The following is a 14109-nucleotide window of genomic DNA, read 5'->3' as shown; positions in this document are numbered from 1 at the left end:
AGATCATCATGCCCGTCACCGGCCCCGACTTCATCTCGCTGCAAGCGCGCGACCTCGACGCCTCACGGGCGTTCTATGAGCAGTACCTCGGCCTCGTGCGCTCGCCGACCGGACCTCCGCACGCCGTCGTCTTCGAGACGAAGCCCATCGCCTTCGCGCTGCGCGACATCGTTCCCGGCACCGACCTCGCATCCGTCGCTCAGCCCGGCATCGGTGCCGCGATCTGGCTGCACGCCACCGACGTCCAGGCCATTCACGATGCTCTCGTCGCCGACGGCCACACCATCGTCTCCGCACCGATCGACGGCCCCTTTGGCCGGACGTTCACCTTCGCCGACTCCGACGGCTACCAGGTCACCCTCCACGACCGCGCCTGAAAGCCGATCACGCTGTGGGCCATCACCGGCGACATCACCCTCGGCGACGAGTTCCTCGACGGCTGCACGCCGGCGAGCAGGCGGCAGCTCAGGATCGCTGGACCTCGGTGTTGGTTTCGACCCGGGCGATCAGCATCTTGAGGTGGCCGATCTCCTCGGCCAGGGCAGCGCTTCCGGCGGTGGTGAGGGTGATCCAGGTGCGGGCGCGCTTGCCCTCGTAGCCCTTCTCGATCTCGACCAGGCCGGCCGTCTCCAGCACGCTCAAGTGTTTGGAGAGGTTGCCGGCGGTCAGGTCGAGATGGATACGCAGGTAGCCGAATTCGACTCGCCGAGCCTCGTGCGCGATCGCGAGAATGCATAGCCGCACCCGCTGGTGCACGACCTCATCGAGGCCGGCGGCCGGGTGGTCGGTCGGGTCCGGGGCGTTGATGTCGACGGTCATTGCTGCCTCCGGCGTGCGTTGCAAAAGGCGATCCCGGCAGCCATGAGGGCGGCCCCGATGAGGAGCTGGGACGGCGTCATGGACAGTCGCGGGTACATGTTTGTTGCTGACATGAACGACGGGACCGCCCAGTCCGGGAGGGTTATTCAAAACCCGGTGTGGCGGTTCTGAAGATCTCCAGTGCGGTGACGGTGCGTAACGTATCGGGGAAGTCGGTCATGATCCGGTGGTAGCCGGTCTTGAGGATTTTCCAGTTCTTCAGGTGGCTGATGGCGCGTTCGACGGCGGCGCGGAGCCGGTTGACGCTGTAGTTGTAGGCCTTTTGCTTGGCGGTGAGTTCCCCGCCGGGCGGCTTCTTGTGTGGGGTGATCGGGCCGGTGCCCTGGTAGCCGCAGTCGCCGATCATGCCCGGTCCGCCGGTGGCCATGTGGTCTGCCCAGCGTTCGGCGATGCCAGAGATGAAGAACGCGGCCGCGTCGTGGCGGGCGCCGTTGACGGGCTCGCCCACGTCGGCGATCCGGCCGTCGAGGTCGGCGATGACCTGCACGTTCTGCCCGCACACGTGCTTCTTGCCGGAGAACAGGCCGTGGTAGTCCTCGCGTTCGCCGACCGGGGCGACGAACCCGTCGACCAGCACACCGTCCCGGTGAGCCTGGTCGAGACGCTGATCGACCTCGGGTCGGGTGACCCAGCGCAGGACCGGCTGCAGAATCTGGTGATAGCGGGTGATGGTCGCCTGGGAACAGCCGAAACCTCGCCGAGGACCTCGTCGGGCAGGTTGTGCCGCAGCCCGAACAGTACCGCGATCACCGCCGTGGGCAGCGGCAACACGTGCGGACGCCCGACCGGCGGCGTCTCCCACTCATCGCCGACGATCTCACGTACCCTGCCGATCAGGTCGGCGAGCCGGTCGGCGGGAAGTCCTGTCATACTTTCACAGCGCAGCGGCTGGCCCTCGATCAACTTCCTCACAAAAGATGATCTACAGGATCCCGGCCGCTGCGTCTACTCCGGACAGTCCTCCGTGGCGCAGCCGCCCTCGAATCTCACTCAGCGTAACATCCATGAGTGTCGACCGAGTTTTGAATGACCCTCCGGAATCTGCATGCCTTCGGTCGTCGGTAACACCATCAGTACCAGCACCAGGTAGCTCAGGGTGAACGCCAGCAGCGCGACGTTGCGTTCGAGACGAGCCAGCACAAGCAGCGTAAGCCCGATCAGGCCCCATGGTGCGATAAGCCGGTCCAAAACGATCCACCAGAAGGGCATCGGACCGCCTCCGGAAGGCGGGTTGGTCGGGAAATAGGCGGCGGCTGCCGTATATGCGGCCGTGAACACGACGGCTGTCGCGGCACCGGTGATCGCATATGGCAGCACACGGGCACCCAGCCCTCGCGCCCGAGCAGCCCGAGCAGCCCGAGCAGCCCGAGCAGCCCGAGCAGCCCGAGCAGCCCGAGCAGCCCGAGCAGCCCGTACATAGCTTATGCGATCGCCGTGTAGGCGAGCAGGAGCGCTGGTCGCGGCGTACGCGGCCGGCCAGGTCGCGTATGTCGGAGAGGAGGCGCCGGTGATCTCCGGCGGACATCGATGCAGTGGTCATAGCAACAGGTCTCCACGGCAAACCTGTTTGCGCAAGTCCATATTGTACGGCGAGGCGGCGCAGGATCTGGCAGGCTTCTCGTTGTGCGCCCGATGGACAACCGTGATGTCGACCAAGCCGTGGCCGAGATGGTGCGGGTGCTGACACCGCACGAGTCGGCGGACTGGCGACGCCCGGCCGGGACGCTCGACTGGAGCTGCTGGGAAACAGTCGCCCATGTCGCGCATGACCTCCTCGCGTACGCCGGGCAACTCGCCGCCCGACCTGACTCCGCGTACCTCCCGTTCGACCTGGTGGTACGCGACGACGCGTCGCCCCGCGACCTGCTGCGAACAGTCACCGGCGCGGGAAGGTTGTTGAGCACAATGCTGGCCGCGTCCGACCCGTCGGTACGGGCCTGGCACTGGGGGCCGACCGACCCGAGCGGCTTCGCGGCGCTGGGCGTGAACGAGACGCTGGTGCACACCTATGACATCACCGAAGGGCTCGGCATCCACTGGCATCCGCCGAGATCACTCTGCAGCGCCGTGCTCACCCGGCTCTTCCCCGACGCTCCGGCCGGCGATCCGGCCCAGGTGCTCCTGTGGTCCACCGGGCGCACTGACCTTCCCGGCCGTCCGCGACCCACCTCCTGAATACTGAAGGCGGCGATCGAATAGGTCAGACCATGACAAATCCCTGTATCCACCGGTCTTCGTCGAGGGTGAAGGAGTCGACAAGGAAGCAGTCCGGCTCGTCGCGAGACTCGGGAAGCTCTCGTGCCGCCACGATGCGTTCGTCGACCTTCTGCTGACTGGAGTAGACGCCAAGGATCTTCAGGTCGTCTCCGGCTTCCTCGTCCCAGATCAGTTCGCCGTCCTCACCCCGATGCAGAGTGGACCTTCCATCGACGAAAGGCGAGTGCCGAACATGCCAAAGCAGGAACACGTCCACGTCCGTGACCCTACGGCGTGTGTGACCAGCCGGACCGGTGTGGGCGGGCTTGACAGAGTTTGGCCGACCAGGGACACCGGTGGTCGGCGCGTCGCGTCGACCTTGCGCTCTACCAACTCGGTGGCCAGAAGGAACGGTAGGCCGCATGAGCGGGTGCAGCCGTACCAGGGCTGATCCGTCTCCGCCACCGATGTGAGGCTGAGATACCCAATGAGTGCGGTGTTGGGTATCTCAGCCTCACATCGACGGCGTCGGGTGCGGGGCCAGCGGCTCAGTGGCGCTTCGCGAACTCGACGAAGCCTGCCCACGACGATGGGGTGAAGGTGAGCGTCCCGCCGTCGCGGTCCTTGGTGTCCCGGACGAGGACCTGGCCGGGCAGGTTGTCGGCGACCTCGACGCAGGTGTCGCCGCCGTTGCCTGATCGGCTGGACTTGCGCCAGCGCGGTTCACTTGCGTTCATCGATCATCCTTAGCATCAGATCCCGGGACTGCACCACGGGCAGCGCGAGTCCATCTACGGCTTCCCAGGCTAGTTCGAGGTCGGTCACTTCGCCATGGCTGGTCACCACGGTGCCCTTCAACTGGTTGTCCAGGTAGCCGCATCTGCGGCCGTCCGGCAGGTTGGCGATCACGAACGCGCCGCCGAGGCCGGTGTGGAGCCCGACGTCATCCGGCATCACCCGGATACGGACGGACGGGCGGTGGCCGAGGTCCACCAGGTGCCCGAGTTGGTCTTTCATCACCTCGCGGGGGCCGCGCAGCAGTGCGTACTCGCCGATGATGGCGGAGATGGCCACCGGCTTGTCCCGCCCCAGCGTCGCCGACTGCCGCTCCAGCCGGGTGCGCATCAGCTCGTCGATCCGCCCCTCGTTCCCCGCGACCGTTTCCAGGACCAGCCGCATGTACGCCTCGGACTGGAGCAGTCCCGGGACGAGCAGCGGCTGGTAGCTGCGTAACAGGATCGCCCGGCGCTCATGCTCGGCCCACGAACGCATCCACGGGTGACGGTCCTCGCGGGCAATCGCCGACTTCTTCTGGATCTGGTCGCGGCTGTCGAGGATCTTGTCCATGGTCTCGGCGGTGTCCGCCTGCGGGATGTGCCGCCCCGACTCGAACCCCGCGACCAGCGACTTGGACACCCGCAGCGCAGCGGCGAGCTGGCTCTGATTCATCCCACGCGCAATGCGAAGCCGCCGGATCTCGGCGGGTAGTTCACTCACGTTTGATCACCCCCGGATGTGTGTTGGTGTCGTTGTAGTGCCCGGTACTCATATTCCCTGATGCCCACTCGACAGTCCAGGGTAGAAATCGACGGACGACATCCTTGATCGACTTCACCTGAGGGGGTAAGAATGCTCAGGAACGACGGAATCGGTGGGACTCCCCGCCTTGCTCGGTACGTCTCGATAGGAACGCCGCCGACCCCGGGCCGGCCGGCGCTGCCGAAGCGGACCCCGGGGGAGACCGACCCGGATCAGGACAGCCGCTTCCAACTTGCCGAGCCGCGCGGCGTGGCTCCCGGCCGGTCCGCTGAACTGTCCCGGGCGATCCACGATGCGAACTCGACCGCCCGGACCCACCTGCCGAACCGCTCCACCGGCGAATGTCACCGGTGCGGCGGAATCCCCGGGCCGTGCCGGCCGTTCCTGCGGGCGATCGCGGTCCTCGACCGGTGGGAGCCGGCGAACGCCCGGCGGATCCGCGCGGTACTGCAGCTCTCCGGGCTGACGCCGGCCGGCTACCCACATGACGATCGTGACGACTGACCGGCTGGTGTGCCCGGGTGACCTGGTGGCACTGCGGCAGTGCGACCACCTCGACGGGCGCCGCCCGATCCGGCTGTGGGTGATCGAGGTGTGGCCAGCCCCGCAGACGCGATCCTGGGTGATGCTCACCGGCCGGGAGATCAACGACAGCGAACCTGACCGCGACGGCAAGGCGGTCACGGTCCGGCCGTACAAGGACGCGCTCGCCCGACCGGGCGCGGTCACCAAGAGCTCCCCCCGGGGCGGGCAACCCCATCGTCGCCCCCGCCTCGGGGGACCCCGACCGGGACCGAGACAGGCCGCTCGGTCCCTGCTGAGACGCCCCGGGGCGTCACGCCTTACCGCTCCCCACACCCCGCCGCTCGCGGCGTCGGCACCCCGGCTCTCCCCGTGCCCGGGGATCGCCCGGCGGCGGGTCGCGCGGTCCCCGGCCGGACCGCATCCCGGTGAATCCGGGCAATGGATGGGAGATCCGGGCGGGCGCCCCGGGGTCCAGCGCCGCTGGGCACGACACACGTTTGACGCAGTGACAGGTGGGAACGTCGCAGCGATGCGGGCACTGTTGATGAGGATCGAGCAGGCGACCGGGCTGGACCGGATCGGCGACCGGCTGCAGCAGAGCGTCCAGCGGCGGATCAGCGACGAACGGGTCCGCGACCTGCTGCACGGGGTGTGGCTGGGGCATCCGCTGCACCCGGTGCTGATCCAGGTGCCGATGGGTGCCTGGCTGAGCGCTGCCGTACTCGACATGCTGCCCGGCCAGCGGCGGGCCGCGACGACCCTGGTCGGGGTCGGGACGGCAGCCGCGATCCCGGCCGCCGTCACCGGGGCGAACGACTGGGCGAGCCTGTCGCGGGAACAGCGCCGGGTCGGCCTGGTGCACGCCGTCGCCAACTCGGTCGGCCTGGCCTGCTACGCCGGTTCGCTGGTCGCGCGGCTGCGCGGGCAGCACCAGACCGGCCGTACGCTCGGATTCCTCGGCCTGGCCGCGGTCAGTGCCGGCGGTTTCCTCGGCGGGCATCTGGCCTACAAGCAGGCGGCCGGGGTCAACCAGGCCGCCCCCGAACTGCACCGGATCTCTGCCGGTTGGCATCCGGTGGCCGACTTCGCCAATCTTCCCGATTCGACGATGATCAGCCGGCAGGTGGACGACGTGCCGGTGCTGGTCTACCGGCACGGCGAGGACGTCACCGTGCTGCTGGCGCACTGCGCGCATCAGAACGGCCCGCTCGACGAAGGCAGCGTGATCAGTTCGAACGGGCACGCCTGCGTCGTCTGTCCGTGGCACGGCAGCGCGTTCCGGCTCACCGACGGCACCGTCGCGCACGGTCCGGCCGCCACCGACCAGCAGGTGCTGCGCAGCCGGGTGGTGGCCGGCGTCGTGCAGGCTCAGCTGCCCTGAGCTGAACCGGCCCGGCTCGTCCGTAGCCGTCGACCGTGGCGGGGTCGGACCTGACAGAGCGACCGCTGAGCAGATCACTCCCGCTCGCGGCGGTGGCGACCCGAGTCCGCCGGTGATCCGGCGGTACGCCCCTTCAGCCCGAGCACCGTGCCGATCTGGGCACCGACGATGCTGGCAGCAGTGATCACCGCAGCGATCGCAAGTGGCCGGTTCAGGTTCTGCTCCGGACCGGACCGACCAGCCGAGACGCCGCCACCGAGGTTGCCCGGTCGGTCGTTGTCGATCTGCCAGGTGGGCCGCTCGGCCGGGGTCTGCGGCGCATCAGCGGCCGGTGGTGCTTCGGTCTGCGGTGCTGCCGGCGTGGGCGACGGCTTCTCCGCGGGCGGCGGGGTCCGCGGTGCCGGCTGGTCGGTCACCGGCAGCACGGCACCGCTGGCGTGTGCCCGTACGCCGGAATCGGTCGCCTCGGTCGGCAGCCGCAGCAACTGCCCGGCCCGGATCCGGTCCGGGTCGTCGATGTCGTTGAGCGCCGCCAACTGCCGGTAGTCGCTGAACTCGCCGAGGTAGCGGTTGGCGATGTGGCCGAGGTAGTCGCCCTTGGCGACCTCGTACACCGGCGCGTCCGCCGTCTGGTCGGCGCCGGACGGGGCACCGGGTTGGTCGGCGCCGGACGGGGCACCGGGTTGGTCGGCGCCGGACGGGGCGGCGGCTAGTGCGGCCAAGGCGGTGGGGGACACCAGCGACCCGGCTGCCGCCGAGGCTGCCTGACCGGCTGAGGAGCTCTGACCGGCGGAGGCAGTCTGAGTGGCCGGGCCGGTCAGCTGGTTCGGGGTCAGCTGGGTTGAGGTATACGGCCGGCTGGCCGGGGCGGCATGCTCGGGAGCCGCACCGAAGCCGGAGCTGGCCACCACCACGGTCGCCGCCTCCGCCGGCCCCGGTGCCGCGAAGGCGGCCGCCGGACTCGCGATCAGGATCAGCGAGATCGAGCCGACCAGGGCGGCGGCGACCCGCTGCTGACGACCCAGGCCCGGCAACCTGGGCGCCGGGCGGCGGGCCAGCTGGGCCGGGACCTCCACCAGTACGGAGAGCAGGAACGTCGCCCAGCCCAGCCAGCCGACGACCGCCAGGGCGCGTAGGAACAACTGCCCGTCGTCGCGGCTGGTCAGTGCGGAGCCGATGTCGGCGAGCGAAGGTACCTGGTCGGGTAGTGGGTTGCCGGCGAAAGCGATCAAGGCGACCGGCGCACCGGCGATCAGGATCAGCAGAACGATCAGGGCACCCAGGCCGGTGACGACCTGGCCGAGCCGGCGGGCTGGGGTGACGCGTGACGCGTGCATGGCCGCTCCTTGTTAGGGGTCTGTCTGGAGCACCGCGGTGGCCTGCCCGCTGACCGAGATGGACGACGGGTAGCCGAAGAGGCTGAGCATGGTGGTCTGGTAGGTCATGTCGACGGTCACCTGGAGTCCCTGCCCACCCGGCAGTTGAGTCGTCTGGTGGCCGACCACCCCTGGCATGCCGGCGAGATAGGCCGTCACGGCCTGGCTCGCCGCCGGGAAGTCGATGAACTGGCCGTCACCGGCGACGGCCAACTCGACGTCGATCTGCTGCCCGCCGGTGCGGGCGGCCTCGGCCGCCAGGTTCTCGGCCCGCTGCATGGCCCGGTACTTACCGGCGGCGTCGACGGTCAGCCCGATGACGATGAGCACCGCCATGCAGGTGATCGCGACGAAGACGCTGACCCGACCGTCGTCCCGACCACGGACGAGACCACGGGCGAGACCACGGTCCGGACCGTGGGTACGACGGTCGGCGTCGCGGCGGGAGCGGCCGCGCGGCCGGCGGTTCATGACCGACCCCGGTAGCGGTCCAGCGGCGACCGGAACTCGGCGACGAGAGTCCGGTCGGGCGGCGCCCAGGGCAGGCCCAGGTCGCCGAAGCCGACCGTGCACTGCACCCGTACGTGGATCAGTGCGGTGGTGGTGCCGGGTGCGCTGCTGAACGCCTGCGACAGGGTGTCCACCCCGTAGTTGGTGAAGGTGTGCTGCGGCTGGTTGACGCAGGAGATGCCCTCCCAGTCGAGGCGCTGCTGCACGGCGTTCGCCGCGTTCTGCTGCGCCTGCGCGTAGTCCCGGGAGATGGAGGCGGCGCGGGCGGCGTCGTGTGCGGCCGCGTCGAGGGCGTTTCGGGCCAGCACGGTGCGCCCGCTCACCCAGGCGACGACGATCAGCAGCAGGAACACCGGGGTGAGGATGGCCACCTCCACCGAGATGGACCCCCGGTCCGCCGGCTGCGGCAGACGCCGTCGCATGGTCGGTCAGCCTCCCGCCGGTTCGAAGCGTTCGATCTCGCCGTTGGCGGTCTCGCTGACGGTGAACGTCACCCCGGGCACCAGGGACAACGCGGTGCCGCTGACCGTGTACGACACGTACCGGCCGTTGGGGGCGACGACCGGGCCGGGCAGCGGGTCCGGATCGAGCCAGTCGCCGGCGTCGGCGATGAACGCGGCGGCCCGCTGCGCGCCCACCCCGGTGTCGGCGTCGCCGCTGCCGAGCGCGTCGTAGCCGCGTTCGGCGCTGACCGCCTGCTGCGCCGCGCTGAGCGCCACCGTCCGGGCCAGGAACAGCGAGGCGACCTGGATGGAGGCGAACAGCAGCAGCAGAATGCCGGGCAGCAGGATGGCCAACTCCACCGGAGCCGCGCCGCGATCCTGTCCCGCGCGACCCCGTCCCGCGCCGCGCGGGGGCACGGCGCGCGGACAGGGCTGGTCGGGCCGGGCCGCCGGGGTGGCAGCGGCCCGACCCGACCAGCGGGTGAGGTGCAGGCGCATGTACGGGTCAGCCGCCGGCGCCCGGCACGTTGCCCGGGTTCGGCAACTGGGTCGCCGGATCCGGCTGGGCGTTCATGAAGTCGAGAGCCAGGTTCGACGCCCAGGCGAGAACGGCGATCGCCACCAGCGCGAGGCCGACGATGATGACTGCGGTGGGCACCGGGCTGTCGCCGCGGTCCCGTTCCTCGGCGCTGCGGATTTCGCCGATCCGTTCGGCGATCACGACCTGCAGGTAGGTCAACAACTGCATGTCAGGCTGTCCTTTCAAGACCCTGGCGGGGTCCGCACGGTCAGATGCGGGCCAGGAAGGGGTAGAGGACGAATCCGATGAGGACGAAGACCAGAAAGGCACCCGGGATGTCGAGGCGGCCGGTGACCGCCTCGGCGCGGGCCAGGTTGTCGGTCCTGATCTGGTCGCGCAACGAGTCGGCGCGGCTGCGCAACGTCTCGTGCACCTGGGCACCTTCGGTGCCCGAGGACTGCATGATCGATCCGACGTCGCCGAGTTCCGGTACGCCGATCTGGTCGGACAGGTCCCGCAGTTCGTCCCAGGGTGAGTGCATCTGCAGCTGGGCCAGGCGCAACGCCTCCCGGATCCGATCGAAAACCCAGCCGTCACACACCTTGGCCGCCCGTTCCAGGGCCTGCACCGGCCCGTGCGCCGCCGCCATCTGCAACGCCACCAGGTCCAGATAGGTGCAGACCGCCCGGCTGAACTCGCGGCGGGCCTGACTGGCCTTGCTCAGCACATCCTGATGGGCGATCAGCGCCCCGCCGGCGGCCAACGCCAGCCCGACCAGCACCGGGAGCGCCAACGGCAGTTCGATCCCGACGGCGGCCAGCCCGATGGCCGCCACCGGCGGCGCGGCCAGCCCGATCAGCGCCGACAGCAGCAGCGACAGGGCGTACTGCTCGGGGGTCCGGCCGAGCAGCGCCAACTCCCTGTGCGGTGGCCGCAGCCACCGGGTCACACCGGTCAACCACTGCAGATCGCCACCGCCGGTGCCGACCGCGCTCGGTCGTTGCTTACCCTGGTGCAGCCGGCGCAGCGCCGGAGCGAGCGCCGGCGTCGCCGGGCTGGTCTCCCGGATCAGCAGGAACACCCCGAGCCCGACCAGCGCGCCACCGACCACCGCGATGGTCAACTGCCAGTTGAGGATCACGCGAGCACCTCCTCCGGATCCGGGGCGGCGAGGACCCGGGTCGGCCGGGGTGGGGTGCTCATCTGCCGCACCCAGGCGAGCAGCGCCACGAACAGGACACCCAGGGCGATCATCACTACCTGCCCGGTCGTCGTGCCGTACGGGGCCATGTAGTCGGGGTTGACCAGCCCGTACCCGAGGACCAGCAGGGTCATCACGGTCAGGAACCGGACCGCGAACCGGGGCTGGGTGCGTTTGGCCTCGATTTCCCGGCGGGTAGCGACTTCGGCGGCGGCCGCGTTCGCGATCGACCCGAGCACGTCACCGAGCCGCTCACCCCGGTCGGTGAGGTGCAGGATCAGCGCCGCCACCACCTGGTCACACACCGGGTCACCGATCTCGTCGGCGAACGCCAGTAACGCGGTCCGCCCCAACCAACCCGCCTGCAACCGGGCGGCGAGGTCGCGTACCTCCGGATTGATCTCAGCTGGCGCGGTCGCGACCGTCCCGACGATCGCCTGCTGCAGGCCCTGGCCGGTGCCGGAGACGTCCTTGAGCCGGCGGGTCCACTCGCCGACGGCCTCGATGCGGGCGATCGCCCGGCGCTCCGCCTTGCCGACGCTGAACAGCCACGGCGCGCCGGGCACCGCGACCGTGACCAGGATGCCGGCCACTGGCAGCCCGGTGATCAGGAACGCGAACCCGCCGGCCAGCGCGGCGGCGACGAGTAGTGCCTGATGCTGGCGTTGCTCGGTGCGGTTGGTGCCGGAGCCCTGCCAGAGCCGACGCAGCAGCCGGTTGGTGCGCGACGGGGGGCCCGGTGGTCTGCTGGTGCCGATCAACGCGACCACGGCGAGGACCAGGCCGCCGACGCAGGCCGCCCCGGCGATCACCGCGAGCACCTCGATGTTGGCGGGCAGGTTCATCGGTGCCCCCGCAGCACACTGTGCTTGGGCCGGCGCCAACCGCCGACCCCGGCCTCGATGTAACGGGTGAGCCCGCGGACGTCGTAGCCAATCCGCAGCAACTGCTCGCGGACGCGTTCGGGCAGGTGCCGGGGGATGGCCCGGCCGTCCGGCCCGGGGCCGAAGACTGTGGTGGTGGAGATCCGGCCGCCCTCGCCGACGCCGATCACTTCCTCGATGTGCGAGATGAAGCGGTGTTTACGCCCGCCGATGCCGGTCTCGTCGTCGACCGCGACGTACACGATCAGGTCGAGGGCGTTGCCGGCCATCCGCCGCGCCTGGTCGACGGTCATCTCCCGGCCGTGCGACAGCGCCAGCTCGACGATCCGTTCACCGACCCCGGACGGGGTACGGGCGTGGATCGTGCACATCGAGCCCCGGCTGGTGGTCATCGCCTGCAGCATCGGGACGATCTCCCGGGAGCGGACCTCGCCGACGATGATCCGCAGCACGCCCATCCGCAGCGAGACCGGGATCAGGTCGGCGATGCTGACTTCACCGGCCGGCCGGCCGTCGAAGCCGCGTTCGCCGTGGCCTTCGCGGGCCTCGAAGCTCATCACCGCCCGGTGCCGGTCGGTGCGCCGGGCCGGCAGCAGCTCGCGGCTCTCCTCCAGCAGCACGTACGGCTCGTCGGCGGGGATCTCGTTCATCAGTGCCCGGATGATGGTGGTCTTGCCGGCTCCGGCCAGCCCGGCGACCATGATGTTCAGCCCGGCGCGCATCGACGCCCGCAGGAAGTCGCGGATCAGTACGTCGATCATCTCGTCCAGGTCGGCCCGGCCGCCGGCCACGTCGTCGAGGCTGATGTCGAGGGTGTTGTGTTTGCGGATCACCGCGTACGGGCGGTGGCTGACCAGGTAGACGGCGGCGAGTCGGCTGCCGTCGGGCAGTTGCAGGTCGAGCGTCGGCTTCGAGGTGGACAGCGAGCGCTCGGTGGCACCGGCCCGCCGGGCGGCGGCCTGCAGGATCTCGACCAGCTCGTCGTCGCTGTCGGCGATCGGATCGTGCCAGTCGACCTGCCCGCTGCGCCGGGTGATCCGCACCTGGTCGCAGCCGAGGATGTGCACCTCTTCGATCGTGTCGTCGACCAGCAGGGTCTGCAGCCGGCCGAGCCCGACGAGTTCGGCGGTGACCTGGTCGAGCAGCATCCGCTCCTCGTGCGCGGTGAGCGGGGTCCCGGCCCGGCGGGCCTGGTCGGCGTACTCGGCGACGACCGCGATGGCGATCCGGGCCCGTTCGACGTCTTCCTCGTCGATGGTGAACTCGCGGCCGCGCTGCCAGCGGGTCAGCCGGGTGCTGAGCTCCCGGCGCAGTTCGCGGACCAGGGCGAAGTCGGTGCGGGGCCGGGGTGGCCCGCTGCCGATGGTCGCGGTGCCGCCGGTGGGCGGGCCGCTGTTGGCCGGGCCGCCGCCCGCTGCCGGGCGGTGGCCGTTGGTCGGGACCGCGGCGGGCAGGGTGGGTGGTGCCGCGCCGGGTTGCCGTGCCGGCCGGACGGCTCCGCCGGTACGCGGTGCCACCGGCCTGTCCAGCCGTGGCGGCACTGGAATGCCGGGCACCGGCGGCACAGTGGGCACCGGCGGTGTAATGGGCACCGCGCTCACCGGGGCGATCAGCGGCCAGTTGTGTCGTCCGGCGGGCAGCGCGTTGTCGTGCGGTGCGGTTTCGCCGGGGATGCCGTTGGGGCCCAGCGGCGGCGTGATCGAGGTGACCGCGTCCGGCCGACCATGCCAAGGCTGCGGTGGCTGACCGGGCGGTGGCTGACCGGGCTGCGGCTGAGCGGGCTGCTGCGGCTGGGCTGGTCGCCGCCGTTGGTCGTCGGCGGGATCGTCGCGGGGATCGTTCAGCACCGGTTCAAACCGCATTGGGCGCTCCTTCCAACGCGGGCCAGCGCAGCCGGGCCTGCCGTCGCTCGATCAACGACCGGACCGGGACCTCCAGCGCCCCGGCCGCCCGCAGCAGCGGCCGGTTGAGCTTGACGGTGCCGCCGTGGCTGAGCACCTCGGCGGTCCGCGGATCGGCCGGCAGCCGGGCGATCACCGGCAGTTGCAGCGCCCTGCTGATCTCGGCCCGACTGTGCCCGTCGCCGACCAGCAGCAACCGCAGCGACCCCGGGGGCACCCGGTGTTCGGCGAAGTCGCGCTCGATCGCGGTCACGGCGGCTCGGGCACTCGACAGGTCGGGCAGGTGGGCGGCCGCCACCACCAGGACGATCGTGGCGGCCCGCAGGATCGGCCAGGGCGGGCTCCCCACGTACAGGCGACCACAGTCGACGATCACGTCGTACGGTGGCCGGCCCCGCTCCAGGCTGGTGAAGAAGTCGGCGAAGCGCTGCCACAGCGGCAGTACGCTGCCGATCTGCGTCGGATCGACCACGCCGGGCAGCAGCAGCCGTTCCCGTCGGGGCGCGTCCAGATCGACCAACTGCGCCCAGAACGCCTCTTCCAGGTTGCCGTCGCGCAGCTCGCTGACCGCGAGCTCCCCGATTCCGCGCGGGCCGTCCAACGCGCCGCCCAGGTAGCCGGCCATCAGCGAACCGCCGGCCGGGTCGCACTCGGCGAGTACCACCCGGTGATGCCAGGACAGCGTGCAGGCCAGCGCGCTGGTGGTGACTCCGGGGGAGCCCTTTGCGGAGACGAGGGCGACGATGGCCATCGG

The 14109-nt window shown here is 70.5% G+C and carries 19 protein-coding genes; 4 read left to right on the top strand and 15 right to left on the bottom strand.

Features of this window, described 5'->3' with window-relative positions:
• Positions 1 to 8: 8 nt before the first annotated feature.
• Positions 9 to 377 (top strand): VOC family protein, encoded by a 369-nt coding sequence (locus ACFHVL_RS02470; protein WP_416625151.1) that lies wholly within the window; start codon positions 9 to 11, stop codon positions 375 to 377.
• 88 nt (positions 378 to 465) lie between these two features.
• Here the strand turns inward: ACFHVL_RS02470 and ACFHVL_RS02465 are convergent, their stop codons facing one another.
• The 3 genes from ACFHVL_RS02465 to ACFHVL_RS02455 all read right to left on the bottom strand — a co-directional run bounded on the left by ACFHVL_RS02465 (position 466) and on the right by ACFHVL_RS02455 (position 2196).
• Positions 466 to 819, bottom strand: a complete 354-nt coding sequence (locus tag ACFHVL_RS02465) for a transcriptional regulator (RefSeq protein WP_416625149.1) — start codon at positions 817 to 819, stop codon at positions 466 to 468.
• A 142-nt stretch (positions 820 to 961) separates the two neighbouring features.
• Complete coding sequence (locus tag ACFHVL_RS02460; protein WP_416625148.1) at positions 962 to 1456, bottom strand: transposase family protein; 495 nt, start codon at positions 1454 to 1456, stop codon at positions 962 to 964.
• 413 nt (positions 1457 to 1869) lie between these two features.
• Positions 1870 to 2196 (bottom strand): hypothetical protein, encoded by a 327-nt coding sequence (locus ACFHVL_RS02455; protein ID WP_416625147.1) that lies wholly within the window; start codon positions 2194 to 2196, stop codon positions 1870 to 1872.
• Positions 2197 to 2511: 315 nt separating this feature from the next.
• Here ACFHVL_RS02455 and ACFHVL_RS02450 point away from each other — a divergent pair, with 315 nt between their 5' ends.
• On the top strand, positions 2512 to 3054 hold the full coding sequence (locus ACFHVL_RS02450) for a maleylpyruvate isomerase N-terminal domain-containing protein (RefSeq protein ID WP_416625146.1): 543 nt from the start codon (positions 2512 to 2514) through the stop codon (positions 3052 to 3054).
• A gap of 25 nt (positions 3055 to 3079) precedes the next feature.
• Here the strand turns inward: ACFHVL_RS02450 and ACFHVL_RS02445 are convergent, their stop codons facing one another.
• The 3 genes from ACFHVL_RS02445 to ACFHVL_RS02435 form a co-directional block, all read right to left on the bottom strand.
• Positions 3080 to 3352 carry a hypothetical protein gene (locus ACFHVL_RS02445; RefSeq protein WP_416625144.1) on the bottom strand — a complete coding sequence of 91 codons (273 nt, stop codon included), beginning with the start codon at positions 3350 to 3352 and terminating at the stop codon, positions 3080 to 3082.
• Positions 3353 to 3623: 271 nt separating this feature from the next.
• A complete protein-coding gene (locus tag ACFHVL_RS02440) occupies positions 3624 to 3812 on the bottom strand; it encodes a DUF397 domain-containing protein (protein ID WP_416625142.1) in 189 nt (62 codons plus the stop codon).
• Entirely contained in the window at positions 3799 to 4572 is a 774-nt protein-coding gene (locus tag ACFHVL_RS02435; protein ID WP_416625140.1) for a helix-turn-helix domain-containing protein, read from the bottom strand. Before ACFHVL_RS02435 ends, ACFHVL_RS02440 begins: the two co-directional genes overlap by 14 nt.
• Before the next feature lie 132 nt (positions 4573 to 4704).
• On the opposite strand from ACFHVL_RS02435, the gene ACFHVL_RS02430 reads away from it, so the two are divergent.
• Together ACFHVL_RS02430 and ACFHVL_RS02425 are read left to right on the top strand one after the other, a co-directional pair.
• A complete protein-coding gene (locus ACFHVL_RS02430) occupies positions 4705 to 5118 on the top strand; it encodes a hypothetical protein (protein WP_416625138.1) in 414 nt (137 codons plus the stop codon).
• Positions 5108 to 6520 carry a Rieske 2Fe-2S domain-containing protein gene (locus ACFHVL_RS02425; protein WP_416625137.1) on the top strand — a complete coding sequence of 471 codons (1413 nt, stop codon included), beginning with the start codon at positions 5108 to 5110 and terminating at the stop codon, positions 6518 to 6520. Before ACFHVL_RS02430 ends, ACFHVL_RS02425 begins: the two co-directional genes overlap by 11 nt.
• A gap of 74 nt (positions 6521 to 6594) precedes the next feature.
• Here ACFHVL_RS02425 and ACFHVL_RS02420 read toward each other — a convergent pair whose 3' ends face one another.
• The 9 genes from ACFHVL_RS02420 to ACFHVL_RS02380 are packed head-to-tail and all read right to left on the bottom strand — an operon-like array spanning position 6595 to position 14106.
• Positions 6595 to 7857, bottom strand: a complete 1263-nt coding sequence (locus tag ACFHVL_RS02420) for a LysM peptidoglycan-binding domain-containing protein (RefSeq protein ID WP_416625135.1) — start codon at positions 7855 to 7857, stop codon at positions 6595 to 6597.
• Positions 7858 to 7869: 12 nt separating this feature from the next.
• Positions 7870 to 8367, bottom strand: coding sequence for a pilus assembly protein TadG-related protein (locus ACFHVL_RS02415; protein WP_416625133.1), 498 nt, complete (start codon positions 8365 to 8367; stop codon positions 7870 to 7872).
• The gene (locus tag ACFHVL_RS02410) at positions 8364 to 8828 is read right to left on the bottom strand and encodes a TadE family protein (protein ID WP_416625132.1); all 465 of its coding nucleotides are present in this window, start codon (positions 8826 to 8828) and stop codon (positions 8364 to 8366) included. Before ACFHVL_RS02410 ends, ACFHVL_RS02415 begins: the two co-directional genes overlap by 4 nt.
• Before the next feature lie 6 nt (positions 8829 to 8834).
• Positions 8835 to 9347, bottom strand: coding sequence for a TadE/TadG family type IV pilus assembly protein (locus tag ACFHVL_RS02405; RefSeq protein WP_416625131.1), 513 nt, complete (start codon positions 9345 to 9347; stop codon positions 8835 to 8837).
• Positions 9348 to 9354: 7 nt separating this feature from the next.
• Entirely contained in the window at positions 9355 to 9597 is a 243-nt protein-coding gene (locus tag ACFHVL_RS02400; RefSeq protein WP_416625129.1) for a hypothetical protein, read from the bottom strand.
• 40 nt (positions 9598 to 9637) lie between these two features.
• On the bottom strand, positions 9638 to 10507 hold the full coding sequence (locus ACFHVL_RS02395) for a type II secretion system F family protein (protein WP_416625364.1): 870 nt from the start codon (positions 10505 to 10507) through the stop codon (positions 9638 to 9640).
• Positions 10507 to 11415 carry a type II secretion system F family protein gene (locus tag ACFHVL_RS02390; RefSeq protein ID WP_416625128.1) on the bottom strand — a complete coding sequence of 303 codons (909 nt, stop codon included), beginning with the start codon at positions 11413 to 11415 and terminating at the stop codon, positions 10507 to 10509. The genes ACFHVL_RS02395 and ACFHVL_RS02390 overlap by 1 nt, the downstream gene beginning before the upstream one ends.
• Positions 11412 to 13316 carry a CpaF family protein gene (locus ACFHVL_RS02385; protein ID WP_416625127.1) on the bottom strand — a complete coding sequence of 635 codons (1905 nt, stop codon included), beginning with the start codon at positions 13314 to 13316 and terminating at the stop codon, positions 11412 to 11414. Before ACFHVL_RS02385 ends, ACFHVL_RS02390 begins: the two co-directional genes overlap by 4 nt.
• Positions 13306 to 14106, bottom strand: coding sequence for a ParA family protein (locus ACFHVL_RS02380; protein ID WP_326550834.1), 801 nt, complete (start codon positions 14104 to 14106; stop codon positions 13306 to 13308). The genes ACFHVL_RS02385 and ACFHVL_RS02380 overlap by 11 nt, the downstream gene beginning before the upstream one ends.
• Positions 14107 to 14109 lie beyond the last annotated feature (3 nt).

This window comes from Micromonospora sp. LOL_023, assembly GCF_048060115.1.
Lineage (GTDB): Bacteria > Actinomycetota > Actinomycetes > Mycobacteriales > Micromonosporaceae > Micromonospora_E.
The sequence above is the reverse complement of the archived record's forward strand: the minus strand, read 5'-3'. Positions and strand labels throughout refer to the sequence as shown.